Origin of the sequence: Ilumatobacter sp., from assembly GCF_030065885.1 — a bacterium.
In the GTDB taxonomy this organism is placed as follows: Bacteria; Actinomycetota; Acidimicrobiia; order Acidimicrobiales; family Ilumatobacteraceae; genus Ilumatobacter.
Genome location: NZ_JASJCS010000016.1, coordinates 21,664 through 41,693 on the forward strand (window position 1 = coordinate 21,664; position 20,030 = coordinate 41,693).

The 20,030-nt window shown below is 68.0% G+C and carries 16 protein-coding genes and 1 other RNA gene; 7 read left to right on the forward strand and 10 right to left on the reverse strand.

Translation table 11 applies throughout. The features are described from left to right. Window positions 1-209 precede the first annotated feature (209 nt). The 5 genes from QNJ12_RS05845 (at window position 210) to QNJ12_RS05865 (ending at window position 4,185) form a co-directional block, all read left to right on the forward strand. The gene (locus QNJ12_RS05845; RefSeq protein ID WP_300620128.1) at window positions 210-389 is read left to right on the forward strand and encodes a hypothetical protein; all 180 of its coding nucleotides are present in this window, start codon (window positions 210-212) and stop codon (window positions 387-389) included. Window positions 390-510: 121 nt separating this feature from the next. Then, window positions 511-1,479 carry a permease gene (locus QNJ12_RS05850; protein ID WP_300620131.1) on the forward strand — a complete coding sequence of 323 codons (969 nt, stop codon included), beginning with the start codon at window positions 511-513 and terminating at the stop codon, window positions 1,477-1,479. A 73-nt stretch (window positions 1,480-1,552) separates the two neighbouring features. Further along, window positions 1,553-1,932, forward strand: a transfer-messenger RNA (tmRNA) gene (ssrA, locus tag QNJ12_RS05855). 242 nt (window positions 1,933-2,174) lie between these two features. Beyond that, window positions 2,175-2,693: a hypothetical protein gene (locus QNJ12_RS05860; protein ID WP_300620133.1), complete on the forward strand. Its 519-nt coding sequence runs from the start codon at window positions 2,175-2,177 to the stop codon at window positions 2,691-2,693. A gap of 169 nt (window positions 2,694-2,862) precedes the next feature. After that, window positions 2,863-4,185 carry a hypothetical protein gene (locus QNJ12_RS05865; RefSeq protein WP_300620136.1) on the forward strand — a complete coding sequence of 441 codons (1,323 nt, stop codon included), beginning with the start codon at window positions 2,863-2,865 and terminating at the stop codon, window positions 4,183-4,185. A 310-nt stretch (window positions 4,186-4,495) separates the two neighbouring features. Here the strand turns inward: QNJ12_RS05865 and QNJ12_RS05870 are convergent, their stop codons facing one another. The 4 genes from QNJ12_RS05870 to QNJ12_RS05885 form a co-directional block, all read right to left on the reverse strand. After that, window positions 4,496-5,395: a carbohydrate ABC transporter permease gene (locus tag QNJ12_RS05870; protein ID WP_300620138.1), complete on the reverse strand. Its 900-nt coding sequence runs from the start codon at window positions 5,393-5,395 to the stop codon at window positions 4,496-4,498. Next, the gene (locus QNJ12_RS05875; protein ID WP_300620140.1) at window positions 5,388-6,644 is read right to left on the reverse strand and encodes a carbohydrate ABC transporter permease; all 1,257 of its coding nucleotides are present in this window, start codon (window positions 6,642-6,644) and stop codon (window positions 5,388-5,390) included. The genes QNJ12_RS05870 and QNJ12_RS05875 overlap by 8 nt, the downstream gene beginning before the upstream one ends. 150 nt (window positions 6,645-6,794) lie before the next feature. Then, window positions 6,795-8,264: an extracellular solute-binding protein gene (locus QNJ12_RS05880; protein ID WP_300620142.1), complete on the reverse strand. Its 1,470-nt coding sequence runs from the start codon at window positions 8,262-8,264 to the stop codon at window positions 6,795-6,797. A gap of 312 nt (window positions 8,265-8,576) precedes the next feature. Further along, window positions 8,577-9,536, reverse strand: coding sequence for a universal stress protein (locus QNJ12_RS05885; protein WP_300620144.1), 960 nt, complete (start codon window positions 9,534-9,536; stop codon window positions 8,577-8,579). Between the two features lie 416 nt (window positions 9,537-9,952). Here QNJ12_RS05885 and QNJ12_RS05890 point away from each other — a divergent pair, with 416 nt between their 5' ends. Continuing rightward, a complete protein-coding gene (locus tag QNJ12_RS05890) occupies window positions 9,953-10,279 on the forward strand; it encodes a helix-turn-helix transcriptional regulator (protein WP_367281757.1) in 327 nt (108 codons plus the stop codon). 21 nt (window positions 10,280-10,300) lie between these two features. Here QNJ12_RS05890 and QNJ12_RS05895 read toward each other — a convergent pair whose 3' ends face one another. The 6 genes from QNJ12_RS05895 to QNJ12_RS05920 all read right to left on the reverse strand — a co-directional run bounded on the left by QNJ12_RS05895 (window position 10,301) and on the right by QNJ12_RS05920 (window position 18,258). After that, on the reverse strand, window positions 10,301-11,470 hold the full coding sequence (locus QNJ12_RS05895) for a cation:proton antiporter (RefSeq protein ID WP_300620149.1): 1,170 nt from the start codon (window positions 11,468-11,470) through the stop codon (window positions 10,301-10,303). Continuing rightward, window positions 11,470-11,961 carry a cation:proton antiporter regulatory subunit gene (locus QNJ12_RS05900; RefSeq protein WP_300620152.1) on the reverse strand — a complete coding sequence of 164 codons (492 nt, stop codon included), beginning with the start codon at window positions 11,959-11,961 and terminating at the stop codon, window positions 11,470-11,472. The genes QNJ12_RS05895 and QNJ12_RS05900 overlap by 1 nt, the downstream gene beginning before the upstream one ends. Window positions 11,962-12,470: 509 nt before the next feature. Then, window positions 12,471-13,532, reverse strand: coding sequence for a hypothetical protein (locus QNJ12_RS05905; RefSeq protein ID WP_300620154.1), 1,062 nt, complete (start codon window positions 13,530-13,532; stop codon window positions 12,471-12,473). Window positions 13,533-13,718: 186 nt separating this feature from the next. After that, window positions 13,719-16,610 carry a TIR domain-containing protein gene (locus QNJ12_RS05910; protein WP_300620157.1) on the reverse strand — a complete coding sequence of 964 codons (2,892 nt, stop codon included), beginning with the start codon at window positions 16,608-16,610 and terminating at the stop codon, window positions 13,719-13,721. A gap of 129 nt (window positions 16,611-16,739) precedes the next feature. Next, window positions 16,740-17,225 (reverse strand): hypothetical protein, encoded by a 486-nt coding sequence (locus tag QNJ12_RS05915; protein WP_300620160.1) that lies wholly within the window; start codon window positions 17,223-17,225, stop codon window positions 16,740-16,742. A 277-nt stretch (window positions 17,226-17,502) separates the two neighbouring features. Then, window positions 17,503-18,258, reverse strand: a complete 756-nt coding sequence (locus tag QNJ12_RS05920) for a SagB/ThcOx family dehydrogenase (protein ID WP_300620164.1) — start codon at window positions 18,256-18,258, stop codon at window positions 17,503-17,505. A gap of 169 nt (window positions 18,259-18,427) precedes the next feature. On the opposite strand from QNJ12_RS05920, the gene QNJ12_RS05925 reads away from it, so the two are divergent. Beyond that, window positions 18,428-19,921: a WS/DGAT domain-containing protein gene (locus QNJ12_RS05925; RefSeq protein WP_300620167.1), complete on the forward strand. Its 1,494-nt coding sequence runs from the start codon at window positions 18,428-18,430 to the stop codon at window positions 19,919-19,921. The last annotated feature ends 109 nt before the right edge of the window (window positions 19,922-20,030 follow it).

Below are 20,030 nucleotides of genomic sequence, written 5' to 3' on the forward strand. Positions count from 1 at the left end.
CGCCGGACGCCGTCGAGGGGCAAGCAGCTCGAAACGAACTGATCCCGCCCAGCGTTTCGACAACCCCGGGCGGGCCTCTCCAGGGAGGGACCCGCTCGGGGTGCTTGCGAGCGTGGGCGCGCCGCCGGGCTCATCACGGGTCCCGGGGACCTTCGCCTCTCGCCGTGCGGCGTCGCAACCGTCACGATGGCAGTGGAGAGAGGACGACCATGAAGCTGTACTCCACCTCGGACCCCACGACTCGGCCGCGGCCTGCGCGCGTGGACTACTGCTCGCGCGCCTGGGAGGACGCGATCGGCACCGGGTACCAGATCTCGCCGTCCCGCTTCGTGCTCGACATCGTCGCCCGGCAGAACCGCCGCGGCTACTGCTCGACGCACCGGCGCTGACCAGCGACGAGCCGCCCGCGCCGACGGGCGCCGACGGAACGCGGCACCACCCGTGACGTATTGACATCAGTCGATCCGTTGCTACGATCATATCGATGATCATCGATGCGAAGGACCGACCGTGTCGTGGCTGACCGACCTCCTCGGGCGGGTGGGCGATGACGTACTCGGCACCTTCCGCAACGTCTGGCCCTTCCTGGCGATCGCCGTGGTGGTCGCCGCCGCGGTGCCGGTCTACGTAGGGCTCGATCGCGTCTCGGTGCTGCTGCGTCGCAAGTGGTGGCTGGCGACGTTCGGTGCGGTGGCGCTGGCGACGCTCACCCCGTTCTGCTCGTGCGGCACCACCGCCGTGCTGCTCGGGATGATCGCCTCGTCGTCGCCGTGGGCGCCGCTGGTGGCGTTCATGGTGTCGTCGCCGCTGACCAGTCCGTCCGAGCTCGTGTTCTCCGCCGGGCTCTTCGGGTGGTCGTTCGCCCTCGTGTTCTTCGTCGGCACCATCGTGCTCGGTGTCGGCGCCGGTCTGGTGGCCCACGCCATCGAGCGGACGGGCTGGCTGGCGGGCCAAGCGCGGGTGCAGCCGGAGGCCGGGTCGTGTTCGACGGACGGCGCCCGCCCGCCGGCTACCCACTCGGTCGGCGCGGCGGTGGCGAACACCGTGCCGGCTGCGCCGTGGCACGAGCGCCTGAGGCTTCCCGACTACGGACGTGAGGTGTGGACACTCGGCCGCCGGCTGCTCGTGTTCTTCTTCGCCTACACCGCGATCGGCTACCTGATGATCGAGGCGATCCCGACCGCCTGGCTGACCGACCACCTCGGCGGCGACTCCCCGCTCGCCGTGCCGCTCGCCGCGCTGCTCGGCATCCCCGTGTACCTCAACACCGAAGGCTCACTCCCCCTCGTCGCCACACTCGTCGACGGCGGCATGGGACCTGGCCCGGCGCTGGCGTTCATCGTGACCGGCGCCGGCACGAGCGTCGGCGCGATCACCGGCCTGTTCGTGATCGCCCGGGCGCGGGTCGTCGCACTCGTGGTCGCGCTGTTGATCGTCGGCGCGGTCCTGCTCGGCTGGACCGGCCAGCTGCTGCTGTAGCCAGCCGATTCGCAGAATCCCGACCGGGATCGCGCCGGCGAGCCAGTAGGTTGAGTGGTGACATACCGTTCACGGGGCTGACTGGTTTCGACATCAGAACTGTTGGGCGGGTTTGCGACCCGAGTTGCTCAGACTCGCTAAACGGGGCAACCCAAAGAATTGCCGATGAGCAGTTCACTCTCGCCGCCTGATCCTCAGGTGAGCGCAGAGTCATCGTGAGCAGAAATGCCGCACGGGGCCAGTCAGCTACAGCCCGGCAACAGAAGTAGCCGATGACGGCGGGAAAGACCGCTGACGGCGAGAAAGACCGCTGACTCCCGGGAAAGCTCGGGCGTTGATCGCAAGATCAGCTGACCCGCCAGCGAGCCAGCGTCAGGCTCAGCGCCGGGAATGGTCGTAGCGGATCCGTTCACGGACTGGTGGACGGGGGTTCGATTCCCCCCAGCTCCACGAAAAGCGCCATCTACCAGGGTAGATGCCGCGGATAGACGGAGGCTCGTACCCCGAATCCAGGCCCAAGCCGGTCGCGCTCGTCGATGAGCTGATCGACGCCTTGCTGCGGAGGGATCCGATCCGGCGTCGGGGATCGACGATGCGGACCGTGATCGATCGCCCGTGCAAGGACGCCGACCGAGCCAGATCGAGTGGCAGCAAGGACGACGGACACGACCGATGTCGACGAGTAGGCTCCGCGGGTGGTGCAACGTTGTCGCACCTCCCGTGCGTTGAGGTTCGCGGGTGTCGGGCTCGCGATGGTCGGGTTGGTCGCGTGCGGCGACACCGGTCCGCTCAGCTCCGGGGATGCAGTCGACGCGGCGACCTACGAGGCAGTGATCGATCGGTTCATGCCGCCGCCCCGGAGTTCGGGATCGACGCAGGTCGTCTACGTGGCCGGCGTCGGCGGGGCCACGTTGTCGTTGGACGATCAGGTCAAGATCATCGACAGCTTCGAGGCGGAGTACGACGTGCGCTTCGTCGACGACTTCGACGCGGCGGTGGACCCCGATCTCGATGGCGCTCCGCCACGTGACGACGGTGTGCTGATCGGCGTTGGCAAGATCACCGACGCCCCACCTCATACCGTTCGCGTCGAGGTCTACGTCGCTGCCGATGAGATCGATGCACAACTGGTGACGGTTGTTCACCAGGCGGGCGTCTGGGTGATCGATGCCGTCGAGCCGGTCGAACCCGAGGTACTCGTCGGCGATGAGTGAGGCGACGGCTCACAGGGGTGCCGACCCCGCCAATTCCGATCGACTGCGAACTCGTCTGCGCCAGCCGGCTGGATTCGTTCGGAGCTGGTTTCTCGGTCCTGCGCGACTCTCCCGGCTGACCATCACCCACTGCGCGCACAGCGCAGCCGAAGCCTTCTTCACGGTGTCGATGGCCGGATCGATCTTCTTCAGCGTGTCCGCCGAGGCTGCCCGCCCACGCGTGCTGCTCTTCCTCGTGCTGACGCTCGCGCCGTTCCTGGTGATGGCGCCCCTGGTCGGCCCGGTCGTCGATCGTGTCCGCGGTGGGCTGGCGACCACCATGGTTGCCACGTTCATGCTTCGGGCCGCACTGGCGTGGTTGTTGGCCGAGCACCTGCGGACGCTGCTCCTGTTCCCGCTCGCGTTCGGCGTGCTCGTCGTCGCGAAGACCTACACCGTCTCGCGCAACGCGCTCCTACCGTCGCTGGTCGACGATCAGCAGGATCTGGTGTCGGCGAACGCTCGTCTCTCACGCAGTGCCACGATCGCGGGCGCGGTCGCGGCCGGCATGGCCGTGTGGCTGTATTCGGTGTCCTCAGGAGTGTGGACGCTGCGCATCGGCGCGCTGGTCTACGTGTTCGGGGCGCTGGCAGCGTGGCGGGTGCGATCGGTCGCACGCCCGATCGCACCGATCGACCCGAGCGCCCTCCTCGAACTCGCCCGCCCGGACGTGTCGGGAGCGGTCTGGGACATGATGGTGCTGCGAGCCGCCATCGGATTCGCCCTGTTCCAGTTCGGGTTCTCACTGCGATCCGATGGAGAGCCGACCTGGGTCTTCGGCTCACTGATCCTCGCGAACGGTGTCGGCGCGTTCGTCGGCACCCTGATCGCGCCGTTGATGCGCCGGCGTCTCACGGAGCGGTCGATGTTCACAGTTGCACTCATCGGCCCCGCGATCATGACCGCGATCTGCGGTGTGGCGTTCAACCGCATCACGCTCGTGCTGACGGTCTTGGTGCTCGGGGTGGCGGTGAGCGTCGGCCGGCGGGCGCTCGACGCGACGATCCAGACGAAAGCGCCAGGTGCCCGCCGCGGCCAGGTCTATGCCAGCCTGGAGACGCGTCTCGAACTGGCTTGGGTCGCCGCCGCGTGTCTTGCGGTTGCAGTACGTGTTGCGACGTGGGTCGGCGTGCTGGCGCTGGCGGGGTTCTTGGCCTTCGTCACGCTGTTGCACCTCCGGCGACGAAGGGGACTCAGCATCCTCCGCCCGGTCGTGGCCACACCATTGGCCGAACGCCTGCTGATGAGGGCCGACACGCTCGCCGACCATGGCTTCTACGACGAGGCGATCGTGGTCGCGCGGGCAGCAGCCGAGGCGGCCGAGTCCCGCCACCGGCAAGAGCCGCTCGATCGGAGCGATTCGACCGACTCGTCCAGCGAGTCCGACCTTCGCTCCGCCGCGGCCGCCTCGATCGAGCGTGCCCGCCGCCGGATCGATCCCACGCCCCCGTGATCGTGCTGCAGGCTCCGACCCACCTGCCGGCCGGCCCGAATCTGCTCACGAACGACACCGGTGCTCGGACGGAAAGAGGACGGACGGAACGGCGAAAGGACGGGAAACACTGGTCGCCAACGGCTACTCGGAACGCACCCTGACCAGGGACGCAATGCCGTGATCAGGCGCAACGCGACCGGACGAACGGTGGTTCGGTGCCCCAGCTCCACGAAGAGTGCCATCTACCAGGCGTTCTTCGGAGCAACTGCTCGCGTCCCGCAACGTCGAGTGTCCGGTCGACCTCGCGCGGACGGGATCTGCAGCCCCGTCACTTCCCGGCGGTGATCGCGAACCCCTTGAGGAACGTCTTCTGCAGCAGCACGAACACGAGCGTCGGGGGGATCGAGGCCAGCACGGCGCCGAGCATCAAGGGGCCGTAGGAGAGCCCTCCACCGATGTTCTGCAAAGCACCAAGCCCGATCTGCACGGTCTGCGAGTCATCTTCTCGAATGATGAGGCTGGGCCAGAGGTACATGTTCCACGAGTACAGGAACTGGATGACGGCGAGGGCACCGAAGACGTTCCACGACAACGGGAGCAAGACGGACCAGAGGAATCGGAGCGGCCCGGCGCCGTCGACCCGTGCGGCCTCTGAGAGCTCGGCGGGGATCGACAAGAAGTGCTGGCGGAAGAGGAACGCCCCGGTCGCCGAGGCCAGGAACGGCACGGTGATCGCGAGCATCGAGTTGGTCCAACCGAAGCCCGAGACGATCTCGAACAGGGCGAGGATCGAGATCTCCGTGGGCATCATCAACGTGACCAGCACGAACCAGAACACCGGGCCCTTGAGGTTGAACTTGAAGTAGACGAAGGCCAAGCCTGCGAGGACCGCGGTCACCGACTTCCCTGCCGCGATGACCACCGACTGGATCGTCGACGTCCGCATGTAGAGGCCGATGTCGCGTTGGTTCCAGACCGTGTCGAAGTTGTCCCGTAGCGCACTCCCCGGCGACAGCTGGTGGGAGAAGTATTCTTGGTTGGTCTGGGTGCCCACCAGCATCGCGTAGGCCAGTGGGAAGCCGATCACCGCGACGATGGCGATCAGGATGACGTGTGTGTACCAGTGGGCTTGTTGCCCGGGCGCACCCTTGCGGCGACGTTTCGGCGGAGCGACATCGGAGGTCACCGTCGAGCTGCCGGATCGTGCAGCGGCGTTCGTCTCAGCCATAGCTCACCCGCCTTCCGGTCGATCGGAACTGCCACATCGTCAGCGCGACGACACCGGCGAACAGGAGCATCGACTGTGCCGAGCCCCGCCCGAGGTCACCGCCGGTGTTGAACACCTGGATGATCTCGTACATCGCGACGTTCGTCTCGCCGGCGGGGCCGCCCTTGGTGAGGAAGTCGATCGTCCCGTACGTCTCGAAGAACGCGTAGGTGAGGTTGGTGACGATCAGGAAGAAGGTGATCGGCGACAGCGCCGGGATGATGACGTAGCGGAAGCGCTGCCACGCCGTGGCGCCGTCGATCATCGCTGCTTCGACCTGGTCGGGCGGGATCGTCTGCAGCCCGGCGACGTAGAACAACAGGTTGTAGCCGAGCGTCTTCCAGATGCTGGCCATGATGACGACCCCTTGCGCGAGCACCGCGCTCGTGCGGTAGTCGGCGAGCCCGGTGTCGAGCAGGGAGGTGGTCCAATGGTCGATGATGCCGGTGTTGGCGTCGAACATGACGAAGAACAAGATGCCGGCGATCGGCGGGCTGACTGCGTACGGCCAGATGAGCAGGGTGCGATAGACCGATGCGCCGCGGATCGGTTGGTACGAGATGAAGGCGATGCCCAGTGCGATGGCGAGCCCGCCGACCACCGTGCCGACCGAGATGATCATCGTGACGACGTACACCTGGCGGTAGTCGTCGGTGAAGACGAACGCCAACGCGCTCAGCAACGCCACCGTGCTGACCGAGGCGGCAAAGGAGCGGGCGCTGCGGTTCATCCGCGTGCCCTGGCGGTCGAGCAGCAGGCCGGCGAGGATGCCGGCGATGCCCAGTCCCGCGAGCACCAGCGCCAGCCACGGCCGCGACGGACCGATCAGTTCGGTGAAGTTGAACGTGCACCGGTCGACACGCCTCGGGTTGGAGAGGCGAGCCAGCTTCGTCGAGTACCGGATCGTGCGCAGCGCCGGCCAGTAGAGGAAGACGACCAACACCGCCAGCGTCGGCGAGAGCAGCACCCATGGCATCCACCAACTTCGCCACACGCTGTGGCTGGCTTCGCTCCCCGTCTCCTTCGGCGGCGCGAGGACGGCCCGAGCGGCCGCGAATCCCGCCGCCGCACCGAGCGCCATCAGGAACAGGCCGAAGACGAAGTCCTTGGTCTCGTACTCGTCGCTGAAGGTGCAGAAGTCCAACGGAGCGCTCACCGCCAGCGCACCGAGACCTCCGCCCAGCGCGCCGCCGAGCAGTCGCAGCGGCATCGCGCGCGACCCGACTCGCGACAAACCCGCTGCACCGACAGCGGCGGCAACGAGGAGGGCGACGAGTGCGAGCGGAGGCACGAGATGGAGCCGATACCGACGGGCCGGGGAGCCGAACAGCTCCCCGGCCCGTCGATTCGGCCGAAGGTGTCAGCCGTCGCCGAAGAGCAAGTTGTACTCGTCGAGGAGCATCTGGGCGTCCTCCTGGGCGCTGGCCAGCCGTTCGGCCGGATCATCGCCGTTGACGAGCACCGATTCGATCGCCTCGGTGATCACGTCGCGGATGGCGACGAAGTTGCCGATCAGCGCCCCGGTCGTGGCCGGCGTGTCGGGCGACGCCGCCAGCTGCTCGCTGGCGATCCGCTGGTTGGGGTTCGCCTCGTACCAGCCTTCGGCCTCGAGGGCCGAGATCGCACCTTCGGTGATCGGGATGTACCCGGTCGTCTGGTGCCACGACGCCGCATTCTCGGGGTTCGACACGAAGTTCACCCAGGCGATCGCGCCGTCCTGGGTCGTCTCGTCGAGGCCGTTGATCACCCAGTTGGTGGCGCCGCCGATGAGGGCGCCGCCGCCGGTGGCCTCAGCGTTGCGGGGCAGGAAGGCAGCCTCGACGTCGAAGCCGCCGTTGACACCTTCGTCGGTGAGGGCGGTGGTGTCCGACGACGAGTACAGCAGGAACGGGACGTTCTGGGCTGCGAACAAGTCGTACGTGCCGCCCCAGTCGCGCTGGGTACCCGTGTAGGTGTAGTACCCCTGGTCGGCCATGCCCTTCCACCAGGTGACGTAATCGACCATGGCGTCAGAATCGATGAACACTTCGTCGGCGCGGTCGGAGCGGCCGTTGTCGTTGTTGGCCAGCAGCGCGCCCTGGAGGGCCATGTCCTGCTCGACGAACCAGCTGTGGTTCGGCCAGGTCACACACGAATCCGTGGCGGCATCAGACGCCATGAATGCGGCGCACGCCGCCTCGAGCTCCTGCCACGTGGTGGGCGTGCCCTCGACACCGGCGGCGTCGAGCAACGTCCGGTTCAAGAACATGATCGCCGACGACGTGTTCCACGGCATCGAGGTGTACGAGCCGTCGAGCTGGTAGTAGGTCGCTGCGGAGGCCACGACATCATCGAGGACGACGGGCACCCCGGCCACCTCGGTTCGGCCGGCGATGATCTCCTCCAGGTCGGCGAACACGGGCTCACCATCGTTGCTGATCGCGTCACGCGCTTCCTGCGTCGCCGCCTCGAAGAAGTGGACAACCCCCGGGGGCTCACCCGTGTTGATCGCCTGGATGGCGGCTTCGAAGGCGTCGTTGTAGCTGGCGAAGCCGGTGATCTCGACGGTGTAACCGTCGACCTGCTCGTTGAACGCCGCCGCGACGTCGTTGGTCCAGTCGAGGCGGTAGTCCTCGAACGCGATCCACACGGGGATCACGATGTCGTCGCCGGCCGCTGGTTCGTCGGCTGCCGGTTCGTCGGCTGCCGGTTCGTCGGCTGCCGGTTCGTCAGCGGCTGGCTCGTCGTCTGCCGCTTCGTCGGCTACCGACTCGTCAGCATCGTCAGCATCGTCCTCGTCGTCGCCGCCACAGGCGGCGAACACCACGGCAGCGGACACTGCGAATGCCACGAGGCGTTGGCTCCGTCGTCGTTCACGCATGGGAGTTCCCTTTCACGTGGGGTTATCGGGCGGTTCCACTCATCTGAGGGGCCCGAGCACGGAGCCTAGACGCGCCCGAGTGATCGCACGAGCGACGAGGCCGAGCAAGCTCGGACAGCGGACCCTCGCCACAGACGACGCAGAGCGCGCCGACGAGGCACGAGGGGACCCCAGGAGGCGGCACAGCGAACGGACACCGAGTGGGTGCGGGCCAACTGCGTTCGACGTGCTGCCTCGCCGCCGGCGCTCACCCGGGCCGCGACCGGGGGCGGGTCGTCGGCGTCACGCCACCATCGCCGGGGTCGGCCCGACCGGGGCCACGAAGCCGTCCGGCTTGACGGCCAGCACCGAGCACTGGACCGAACGCAGGATCGTCTCCGCGAGGTTGCCGATGATCACGCCGCTGATCCCGGTCCTCGCCACCGTGCCCATCACGATCAGCTCGGTGCTGAGGCCGTGGGCCAGCTCCGGCAGCACCTCGCCGGCGTGACCCTCGACCAGGTGCACCTCGGCTCCGGACTCGGCGACGTCGTGTCGTTCGAGCAGTGAACCGAGTCGCTCGCCGTGCACTGCGTCGGCCGACGCGGCCAGAACGTCCGCCACCTCGTGCGACGGGCGAACATGCGGCGAGGACCGTACGGCGCGCTCACCGGTTCGTTCCAGCGCGTGGCCCACGTGCAACTCCCCGTGATCGCCGCCCGCGAGCGACGCTGCCAGCGCCAGCACGCGACCGTTCAGGCCGTCCCGCGCCGGATCGTCCGAGTCCGGGTCGACCAGCGCCAGGATGCGGGACGCGCCGGGCTGTGGTGGGCGCATCACCCAGACCGCTGCCGGGCACTTCCGCAGCAGCTGCAAGACACCGTTCGGGCAATCCGGCGCTCCCGGGCCGTCGGCACTCGGGCCGCCCACGATCACCAGATCGTTGTCGTGCTCCAGCACGTGCCGGATCACTTCGATGCACGGCTGGCCCACCAGCACCTTGACCTCGGCGCCGTCGGCGACCGGGGTGTCTGCCATGAGTCGGTGCAGCCGCTCAGACCGTTGCCGCACGAGTTCGGAGTGAGCATCGACCGTTCCACGCCGCACCATCGCGAACCGCCGCAGTCGGCCGACGGGCTCGACGACGTCGAGGATCGTCAACCGGGCGCGACTCGTCTCGGCGAGCTCGGCCGCAGCGCGCAACATGGCCGGTTCGAGGTGTCCTGGTGACGCCGCCACCAGGATGCGCTTGAAGCGGTCCATCACCGCTGCGTCCGTCCTGTCGCCTTCCGCGCGACGCAGTTGTTGTTGGGCAAGGGCCGGAAGGTCCTCCCACCGCTGCTCAGGTCGGGGCAGGGGCGGAGGGCCCGCAGCAGCGCCAGCTGTTCGCGGCGTGTCCGGCGCTCTTCCCACCAGGTCGCGGTCCGGCCCGTTGTTGCGGTGCGGCGCCGCCCTTTCGGAAGCGGGGGTGCGGCCGACATGTCAGGGCTCCTGTCCGTTCGTCGAGTCCAGTGACTACTACGAAGGTCTCTCCCACCCGGAGGCCAGCGTGCCGGGCCGATGGCCGTGCTGACGGCATCGCTGTAGCGGGATACTCCCCTTGTGCGACGAGCTTAACATGACATTTATGTCGTTGTCGAGACCTGATGCCCCGAAATCCGTGACATTCGCGACGTACGATGGCGGCGATGAGCGAGTCGGTAGAGAGCGAGGCCCAGCATCGACCCTGGACCTTCCTGACGAGCCACGCCCGGGTGCTCTTGATCATCTCGCAGAACCCGGATACTCGGTCCCGAGACATCGCCGCGCTGGCGGGCATCACCGAGCGATCCACTCAGCGGATCGTGGCCGACCTCGAGGCCGCCGGCTATCTGAGCCACGAGCGAATCGGCCGTCGCAACCACTACCGGGTGAGCCGCAGAGCTCCCCTCCGCCACCCCCACGAGCAAGGCGTCGAGATCGGTGCGCTCCTCGAGCTGTTCACCGAGCTCGGCACGGGCGCCTGAGCGTCTCGTCCCGGCGTAGCGTCACCGCATTCTGAGTCGGCGGGCGACGGGGTCCGCAGCACGTGCGAGCAGCGATCCGCCGACCGCCAGGATGAGCACGTAGGCCGCGGCGAGCGGCCCGATCTCGGCGTTCACGCCCTCAGCGACGGCGATCCCGGCGATGACGATCGAGAACTCGCCGCGTACGGTCAAGACCGTGCCGGCGCGCAGCCGGCCCGGGCGTGCGACACCCGCACGAGCTGCGCTCCACCATCCCGTCACGACCTTGGTCGCTGCCGTGACGACCGCCAGGCCGGCTGCGGCCGCGAGCACGCCGGGGAGCTCGGCAGGGTCGATCTGCAACCCGAAGAACGCGAAGAACATCGCGGCGAACAGATCCCGCAACGGTACGAGGAGCTCGCGAGCAGAGTGCTCGGCGGGTCCCGAGAGAGCGATCCCGACCAGGAACGCCCCCACCGCCGCCGACGCCTGCAGATGTTCGGCGACCCCCGCGACGAGCAGCGCCACACCGACCAGCGTCAACAGCAACGTCTCCCGGGAATGGGTGAACATCATTGCGCTCACTCGCGGCCCGAACCTCACGGCGGCGAACAACGTGACGGTGACGGCGACGACTGCGGCGACGACCTCGAGCCCGATCTCCCACGCACCGCCACCGATCAGCAAACCCGCCATCAAGGGCAGGTAGAAGGCCATCACCAGGTCCTCGATCACCAGGATCGACAACACGACGGGCGTCTCCCGGTTACCGGTGTTCCCGAGATCGTCGAGCACCTTGGCGATGATCCCCGACGACGAGATGTAGGTGATCCCGCCCAGCAGCAGGGCGCCGTTGAGCCCCCAGCCGAGCAGAGCACCGACGGCGACGCCGGGCGTGAAGTTCAGGACGAGGTCGAACGCCCCGGCGCGACTGTTGCGGCGAAGGGCGCCCGTCAACGCGGAGCCGGAGTACTCCAACCCGAGCAGCAACAGCAGCAGGATCACCCCGATCTGCGCCGCCGACTCGATGAACTCACGGGCCGTCACCAGCTCGACGACACCGCCTTCGCCCACCATCAACCCCGCCACCAGGTACAGCGGGATCGCCGGCAACCCGAACCGGCCCGCGAGCCGACCCAGCACCGCAAGACCGATCAGGATCCCCCCGAGCTCGACGAGCAGGGTCGCAGCACCCGGCGACGCTGCGAGCATCACGGCTCCGCCGCGGACAGCAGACCAGCGGCGGCGTCGATCCCCTCCGCCAGCCCGACCACGACCACCGTGTCACCGGCCTCCAGCACGTCGTCGGGACCAGGAGCAGGAATCGCCGTCCCGTGCCGCAACAACGCGATCACCGAGACACCGGTGCGCGTGCGCATCTCGGTCGCGCCCAACGCCTCTCCCGCGAATCGACTGCGCGACGAGACCGGCAACCAATCGATCGACAACCCCGCGATGTGCTGGCGCAGATCCTCGAATCGCTCGACGAGCGTCGCACCGCCCAGCAGATCTGCCAGCATGCGCGCCTCGTCGGGGCTCATCGCGACCGACCTGCTGACCGAGTCGGGATCCTCCACGTCGAAGACCAGCAGATCGCGACGCCCGGAATGCCGCGTGATCACCCCCACCCGCTCACCGCTCTCGCACACCAGCTCGTGCCGCAGCCCGACACCCGGAAGACTCGTCTCGATGATCTCGGCCATCGCGCCAGTCTGCCCTGCGACGATCCCCCGCCCGGTCACGAAGGCACCGGTCCGGACGATCAACGCAGTCACAACGCCCGTCACCCACGAGGCAGTTGCCCGGCGGGACACGTCGACGAGTTCACGACGCACCATCAGAACGAAACGCTCGGCATCGGCACGCGCCCAGTGCGTCACCGCATTTGCCCGAGGACTGATTTCGGACGGACGACGTCGGGCGGAAGCAATCCGTGGTGCGGTGCACGTCTGGCCGGAGATTCGCTGTTCGACCGCTCATTCGGTATCGCCGGAACCGCACCGGCACTCATCCGGCTGTCGCCGACTCCCCATGCGGCCCACCGCATGACCGCAATCCTCGCGGCCAGCCTGCTGGGTATCAGCCGATCGTCTCGCAAGCACCCCTGGTGATTGCGCCATCGGGAGAGAAGGAAGGGCCGATCTCGCTCGTCACGGACGGGCTCGCGGAACCGACCAGGGACCCCGACTCGAAGCTTGGCCTTCGCACCGGATCACCACGAGTTCTGACAGGAGGCGGATACCGGATGGTCATGACGCAGGGGCCCGTGGCCGGTGTGCACCGCTTGGGCGCGATCGACCCACCGCAGCACCCTGAGTGCTCGAAGAGTGTTCCACCGGGACGGGCCGCCGGTCGTCTCCATGTCGAACCAGACTCGGCCGGCGTGCTTCTGCTGGACTGGCCACCGGCCGTCCCTGTGGCGCCGGCGGAGAAGTGTGTCGAGTGCGTCCTGGAACCGTTCGTCCCAGGGCGCATCGGTTGACGCGAAGTGATCGAGCCCCCGAAGGATGTCGAAGCGCCACCTGGGCGGGAATGACAAGCGAGTGACCACCTGGTCGACCACCTCGCCGGTTCGATGCGACCTGTACAAGTGGTGGGCGAGGAAGAACTCCCGTCCGCCGTCGAGTGCCGCAGCAAGGGCACTCTGCCGGCGCCGACCAACGCGCCGAGCCTCGGCGAGCGCCTCGAGAGCCGAGATCGACGTGTGGAAGGAGCTGTGTTGGTCACCGAAGCGGACGGTCTGACAGTTCCAGCCGCCGTCGGCGAGTTGGTTGTCGAGCAACCATGCGATGGCTTCGTCGACCCTGGGATCGTCCACGCCGAAGTAGCAGGCCAGCGCAACGTACATCGAGGTGATGCATGCTTCGGGCAGGTCAATGGTCACGGCCGCGGTCAGCCCGCCGTCGAAGTAGCGCGCTCCGTCCCAGAGCTTGTTGACCCCCCGGCGAGCGTCAGGATCGGTCGGGTCCAGTCCGCACCTTCGCAGGAGCAGAAGCGTGTAGGTGGTCGATGTCCACTTCGGGCCGTAGAGCCCACCGCCCCACGTGCCGTCAGGCGCTTGGAGCCCAAGGAGGCGACCGCCCCAGCCGGTGCTTGACACGGCCGCCCGGTCGCGGGTGTAGGCGTCTTGCGGCTGGTCGAGCAGGTCGCGTCGGGTCTGCCAGCGAATCGCCGCGTCGCCGTCGAGCAGCCACGGAATCTGCGCCTCGATCTCTGCCGCACGCGGCCCGGAGGACGGTGGTTCCGGCCCCATCTCGTGATTGCCTGCGACCACGACCACGTGTGTACTCGCTACTGCCCCGACCTCACCAGGGCCAAAGGGCTACCGGCGCTGCAACGTGGAACCCGGGCCGCGGCTCGGTCTTGATCGAGCGGCACCTGACCGGTGCTCGCTCCGGTACCGCTGGACAGGATCCCTCGGGCACGACGAGCCGATCTGTCGCTCCAGTCGTGGGCGCCGTCACGCCGTCGCTGGGTGGTCCGGGCAGCTCGCGTGGTAATCGGCGTCGCGGAAGTACCGGCTCCACTCGTCCTCGGTCATGTTGCGTCCGGCCACGTCGCACGCGATCTCCTTCCAGGTCTCGATGCGGAGATCCCAGAGACGCACGGCGCCATCGAGCCCACCGCTCACGAGCGCATCGCCACCGTCGGTGAAGGACAAGCTGATGCGACCGCCGTCGCTCGTGGAGTCCTGCGCGACGAATGGCCCGCCGAACGACCGCTGGGCGTCGCGGTCCCAGAGCGAGATGTGCGGGCCGACGGTCCACGCCATGAGGTGCCCGTCGTCGCTGTAGTCGATCGCAGTCGGCATGAACGCACCCTCTCCGACGTAGGGCACACCGATCTGCTCGCCCGTTGCCGGATTCCATTCCGTCACCGTGTTGTACGCAGCAGCAACCGCTTCTCCGTCGGGATCGAATGCGACGTCCCAGGCTTCCCGGACCAGATCGAGTGGCTCGCCGACAGCATCGCCGTCGCGAATCGTCCAGACCCGCGCTGGTGCTCCGCCCACGGCGAGCATCGAACCATCACGACTGAACTCGAGCGGCCCGCTGAACCCGGTCGCGAGCGTCGTCGTCCGCTGAAGCGACTCGACGTCCCACAGGTACACGTTCGCTTCGCCGTACTCGAGGGTGCTCGCCGTGGCCAGCAGGGTGCCATCAGGGCTGAAAGCGACTCCGTCGACCCAGTTGTCGTGAGCGATGGGGGCTCCGATCGGCGTGCCGTCGACCCCGGACCAGAGCCGCACCGTCTTGTCCCTGGATCCTGACGCGGCCAGCGTCCCGTCGACGCTCAGCGCGACGCTGATGACACCGTCCTCGTGGCCGATCAGTTCAGTCCTTGTGATCGGGTCGGTGGTCATGTCCCACAGCCACAGCTCGCCGCCCTGCCCTCCCGACAGCAGGCGTGCCCCGTCGTCGGAGGCGTCGACCGCGAGGACTGCGTCACGATGCTCGCCGATCGTCCGTCCGAATGATTGCCCACCGCGCAAGGACCGGAAGACGACCGAGCCGTCGACACGGCCGGCGATGAGCAGGTTCCCGTTCTCGGCGAACCGGAGTGGGCGGACACCACCGAGTACGCCATCCTCCGTCGATGTCTCTCCGGTCGAGAGATCGGTGATGGTCAAGCGTTCCTGGTCCCACGCTGCGACACGTCGCAGCTCTGGTTCGACCGCGACGCTGGCACCCGAGTGGCAACCGGTGACTTCTGCGCGATCACCGGTCGTCGCTGCGAACACCGCAACCGCTCCACACGATCCGAACTTCACGGCCACGACGTCGCCGTTCGGGCTGAAGACCGGATGCTTGAAGCTCAGGAAGTCCTCGTGCGACTCGTAGAAGGTCATGAGGTGCTCGAGCGTGGTCGCATCGAACAAGCTGATCCCGGGCATCGAGGCGACCACCACGTACCTGTCGAGCGGGTCGAATGCGACCGACAGTGTCAGGGGAGACACCTCCCCGGCCGCGAGCAGCACGCCCGTATCCGTCTCCCAGAGCCCGAGCGCTCCGTCGTTGGTCGATGCGACGACGCGTGAGCCGTCCGAGCTCACCGAGACCGAGTCGACTCGGGGCACGTCGATCGACGCCAACTCGCTACCGGTGATGACGTCCCACAGTCGGATTCGATCCATGTCGTCGACGGCGATCGTGGTGCCGTCGCGGCTCATCGACAGCTGCAGCACGACCGTCTCGTTGGACGCCTCGAACTCGGCGATCGACGATCGCGTTGCTACGTCCCACACGACGATCCGGCCGTCGTCGCCGATGGATGCCAAGGTGCCGGCGTCCGAGACAGCCGTGAGCGCTGTCACCTCGTCGGTGTGTTCGGTCCGCACGACGATGCTCTCGGTGTCGGTGACCAGGCTGGAGAACAAGGCGTTGGCCGCATCGGGGGTAGGTCGAATGTGGTACGCCTCGAGGCCCAACAGCAAGGCGAGGTCGCGCCTGCTCTCCCGGGCGAGCAGAGACTCCGCGGCCAGCCGTCGCGACTCGGCGATCTCGGCCTCGTTCGTCGCCCGTGCCGTCTCGGCCTCCGCGATGTCGCGCTGCTCGAGAGCGTCGGCTTCGGCAGCAACGGCACGGGTGGCCTCGTCGCTGGCTCGCTGCGCCTCGGCGTTCGCTCGGTCGGCTTCATCGTTGGCCCGCTCGGCTTCACGGTCGGCGCGACGCGCGTTGGCGAGTGCGATCAAGCCCGCCGACGCAGCCACGACGGCAAGCAGCACCAAGCCCGTGACCGCCACGCGCCGAAGCCGCTGTGAGTGCCTGTGGCGCCGGATGTCCTCGCCCTCGAGTTCGTCCTTGGGAATGCCGTGGATCGGCGCGGCGATGCTCGCTACGGCATCACGGAAACCCGAGTGGCGCAGATCGAGTTGCGGCTCGTCCTTGGCCCAGCGAACATCGACGAACTTGGGCTCATCCGCAAACGCTCCGCGGAGGGCGCTCGGCACGGCGGTGGATCGCTCCCAGTCGATGCCGTTGCGTTCATCGTCCCACTCGAACTCACCTTCGGTGACGACGGGAATGATGTGACCCGACGGATGCGTCTTCTTCCAGTGCTCGATCTCCCGCCCAACCCACTTCGACGACGCTGCCTCCGTCGAACAGAGGACCACGAACCACTCGGACGAGTCGAGCGCCGCGCACACCGATCCCCACAGATCGGGGGTGGCCGACAGACCGGTCTCATCGCGGAAGACGGTGAGCGCAGTTCGCCGGTTCCACGGTTTGGCCAGCCGGCGGAGACCGCGTTGCAGCGCCGGTGCGAGGCGCCCGTCCGCGGCGTGGCTGTAGGAGAGGAACGCGTCATACCGCGCACGTCGTGACGCGGGAAGACCTCGAACGTCGGGCATCGGAAGCCCCTCCATGTTCAGTGTCCCCCACCGAGGAGAGCTCACCTAGGGCTGAAGGACTCGTTCGCGGACCCGCGCCGTGGTTCCCGACTGTGGGACGGCCGCCCCTCGAGCAACCGGCCCGAGCGCCTAGCAGTTGTGGATCGTGGTGCTCCAATCGATGATGACGCGCACCTTCTGCAGCGAGTAGATCTTCGAGTAGCCGTAGCTGCCGTTCAGATAGATCTCGGTGAAGACGAAGGCGTTCTCGACCGCACCGGTGTTGTCGTAGTTGATGACGGACGTGTTCGGGCGCGTGCCGCTCTTCCACATCGTGACGTGACCGGGCTGACCACCCGTCGGGATGACGGCGACGTTCGCACCGAGCGCCTCATGGCAGGTCTGGAATCCGTTACCCCAGTTGATCGTGCGGGTCTGGCCCGGATAGACGGTGAAGTCCGCAATACGCTCGGGCTTGCTGAGCACCCCGATGTACCGGGCATTCGCCGCCGACGAGCTGGCGCTGGCGAAGTTCACGCTCAGCGACCCGGCGAGCGCTCCGATGCCGAGGAGCAGGGCGGCGATGCCGCCCATGAACAGGTTGCGCGGTCCCCTCTTGGGATAGATGCTCTCCATGATCCCTCCTCATGGGTTCTCGGGAGATGACATACGACGTTCATATGCGCGCGTCGTTGCTTCTCGATAGAGACGGAGGTCTCTTCGACCCGCGTCGACGATCACCACGAATCAAGAACGTCGCTGCATTGATCGAGCGACCGGATCGGGCACGTCGCGCAGCAACCCGAACCGTCGAGTGCCGAGCGCCCCTGCCGATCGGAGCGCCTCGTCGGCATCGGATGTGACCGGCGGGGGGAGGCATCGCACCGTCCACTCCTTCGCGAGCGTCGTCCACTCAGGCGGGTGGGTGGCCGACGGCGAGCAGGTAGCGCGGCTCCTGACCGTCCGGGAGTTGCAGCACACCGCCGACCGCTTCGTCGTCGAATGCACCGATCGGCACCGCGATGAGGCCGATCGCGACTGCCTGGAGCAGCAGGTTCTGTGCTGCGTGCCCGGCTTCGAGGTCCGCGTAGCGCGGTGCTCGGTCGCCGTACTTGGCGGCGGTTCGCGCCGGCACCACGATCACCGCGACGACCAGCGGCGCCCGTCCGACGGCCTCCTGATCGAGGGCGGCGGCCATCAGGTCGGCACGCAGATCGCGCTCGGCTGTCGACTCGGCCCGGTGACCGTCCGGGACGTACCGCATCGCCCCGCTGGACGTCATCGCATACAGCTCGAGCGGATACAGCGCACCTGCGGACGGTGCGGTGCGCCCGCCCCAGTCCGCGGTGATGCCCTGCGCGGCCCAGAGCAGCTGACCGACCTCGGCGACCGTCAGCGGGTCGGCACCGAACTCTCGGCCCGATCGCCGACGCCGCAGCGTGACCTCGAGCGGAAGCGTGCTCTCGGTCGGTGACGGGAAGTCGACCACTGACGATGGGCTCATCGAGGGTGGCACGGCATCCTCCTCTCGTTCGGTGGTGCGGCAGCCCGCGGCGGCGGGCGACGCGATCAGGGCGCCGAGTCCGCCGATCACGAACCGTCTCGTGACCCGACGGCCCGCCGGCCCCACGTCGGCGCCCGCCCGCGGCGAGTAGGGCGCACTGGCCATACCTCGATCCCCGCGCAACGCGGCGATACGGGATAGGGCCCATGGTCCCTCGCCCGACCGACGCGAGTTCGACCATGCGACTGCAACCGGACCGCCGCGCATAATGGACTCATCACGAACGACGGGGCCCGACGGCCGTCGCCCCCCGCACGTCATGGAGGAGAGAGGCATGGGCACGCAGATCGCGGCGGAGGACCTCACGTGGCTGCTGATGGATCGGCCGAACAACCTCATGCAGGTCAACGGCCTCATGGGCTTCGACGAGCTCCCGGACTTCGAGACCTTCCGCGACCTGATCATGGAGCGCATGGTCGGGAAGTACCGCATCCTGTCGCAGGTCGCGGTCGAGCGGGACGGCGTCTGGATGTGGGAGGACGATCCCGACTTCACCATCGACCGGCACGTCCGCCGGGTGGTCCTCGACGACGCCGGCATCGAAGCGGTCAACGCGTACGTCTCCGACCAGTTCTCGGTGCCGTTCGACCGGTCCCACCCGCTGTGGGAGCTGAACCTCGTCTCCGGGCCGGACGACGACGGGAAGGGCGGGTACCTGTACAGCCGGTTCCACCACGGGATCGGTGACGGCATCCGCCTGGTGCAGATGCTCATCGGGACCTGCGACCCAGCCGACGGCGCCACACCGACCGCGGTCGGACGCAACACCGCCGGCGAGCACCACCATCCGCTCGAACGCGTGCTCCACGTCGTCGAGCACGCGGTCACCGACACGCTCGACTACGTGGGTCACGCCGGTCAGGCGGCCGCCGCGGCCGGGCGGAGTCTGGTGTCGACGACGAACCCGCTGGACCTCGCGCACCACGTCGGCCACGCCCTCGACCTGGTCCGCCATCCCGTCAAGCTGATCGACGCGCTGACCGGGATCGCCTCGGTCGACAACGAGGTGGCCAACTCCTGGCGCGAGATCGGGCGGATGTTGCTGTCGGACGGCCACGACGCCGAGGCGTGGAGCGGGCACACGGGCGTCGACAAGTCGGTCGCCTGGATCGAAGGGTTCCCGCTCGACGGCATCCGCGCCGCAGCGAAGGCCCGCGACGCGACCATCAACGACGTGCTCATCGCCGCGGTCTCACTGGCGCTCACCGACTACCTCGACGAGCGCGGCGTCAGCGACGTCAGCGACCTGTCGTGGATGATGCCGGTCTCGCTGCAACCGATCGACGGCGGGCTGCCCGCCGAGCTCGGCAACCACTTCGTCGTCGTCATGCTCTCGATGCCGCTCGGCATCCGCGACCCGGGTGCGCTCGTCGACGAGCTCCACCAGCGCACGACGCGGCTCAAGCACTCCGTCGAGCCGCTCGTCGCGTTCGGCTTCCAGCGGGTCGTCGCCGAGTCACCGTCCGCCGTCGCCCGCCGTGTCACCGACTACTTCGCCGGCAAGACGATCGGTGTGTTGAGCAACGTCCCCGGCCCACGGGTCGGGTTGACGATGGCGGGCGCACCGGTGCGGTCGATCCTCGGGTGGGTCCCCACGTCGGGGGACCAGCCACTCGGCGTCTGTCTGTTCAGCTACGACGGCACGGTCAACGTCGGCGTCGCGACCGACTCCCGCATGATCCCCGACCCGTTGCACCTCGCCGAGCTCGTCGAGCGTCATCTCGGAGCGCTCGTCGACGCCCCGGAGGACAGCGCCCACTCATCTTGAGCGCCTCTGTGCTCGGTCCTGGCCTCGGAGCGACTTCGGGCGACGCGGGTCGGGTGCATCGTCGTTCGACGCCCGACCGGTCGCAGTCGTGGTCGAATCCGGCAGCCTC

Coding starts and splice junctions, on each gene's coding strand:
- QNJ12_RS05845 (WP_300620128.1), top strand. CDS start 210: ATGAAGCTGTACTCCACCTCGGACCCCACGACTCGGCCGCGGCCTGCG.
- QNJ12_RS05865 (WP_300620136.1), top strand. CDS start 2,863: ATGGCCGGATCGATCTTCTTCAGCGTGTCCGCCGAGGCTGCCCGCCCA.
- QNJ12_RS05870 (WP_300620138.1), bottom strand. CDS start 5,395: ATGGCTGAGACGAACGCCGCTGCACGATCCGGCAGCTCGACGGTGACC.
- QNJ12_RS05875 (WP_300620140.1), bottom strand. CDS start 6,644: ATGCCGCTGCGACTGCTCGGCGGCGCGCTGGGCGGAGGTCTCGGTGCG.
- QNJ12_RS05885 (WP_300620144.1), bottom strand. CDS start 9,536: ATGGACCGCTTCAAGCGCATCCTGGTGGCGGCGTCACCAGGACACCTC.
- QNJ12_RS05890 (WP_367281757.1), top strand. CDS start 9,953: ATGGCGGCGATGAGCGAGTCGGTAGAGAGCGAGGCCCAGCATCGACCC.
- QNJ12_RS05895 (WP_300620149.1), bottom strand. CDS start 11,470: ATGCTCGCAGCGTCGCCGGGTGCTGCGACCCTGCTCGTCGAGCTCGGG.
- QNJ12_RS05900 (WP_300620152.1), bottom strand. CDS start 11,961: ATGGCCGAGATCATCGAGACGAGTCTTCCGGGTGTCGGGCTGCGGCAC.
- QNJ12_RS05910 (WP_300620157.1), bottom strand. CDS start 16,610: ATGCCCGACGTTCGAGGTCTTCCCGCGTCACGACGTGCGCGGTATGAC.
- QNJ12_RS05915 (WP_300620160.1), bottom strand. CDS start 17,225: ATGGAGAGCATCTATCCCAAGAGGGGACCGCGCAACCTGTTCATGGGC.
- QNJ12_RS05920 (WP_300620164.1), bottom strand. CDS start 18,258: ATGGCCAGTGCGCCCTACTCGCCGCGGGCGGGCGCCGACGTGGGGCCG.
- QNJ12_RS05925 (WP_300620167.1), top strand. CDS start 18,428: ATGGGCACGCAGATCGCGGCGGAGGACCTCACGTGGCTGCTGATGGAT.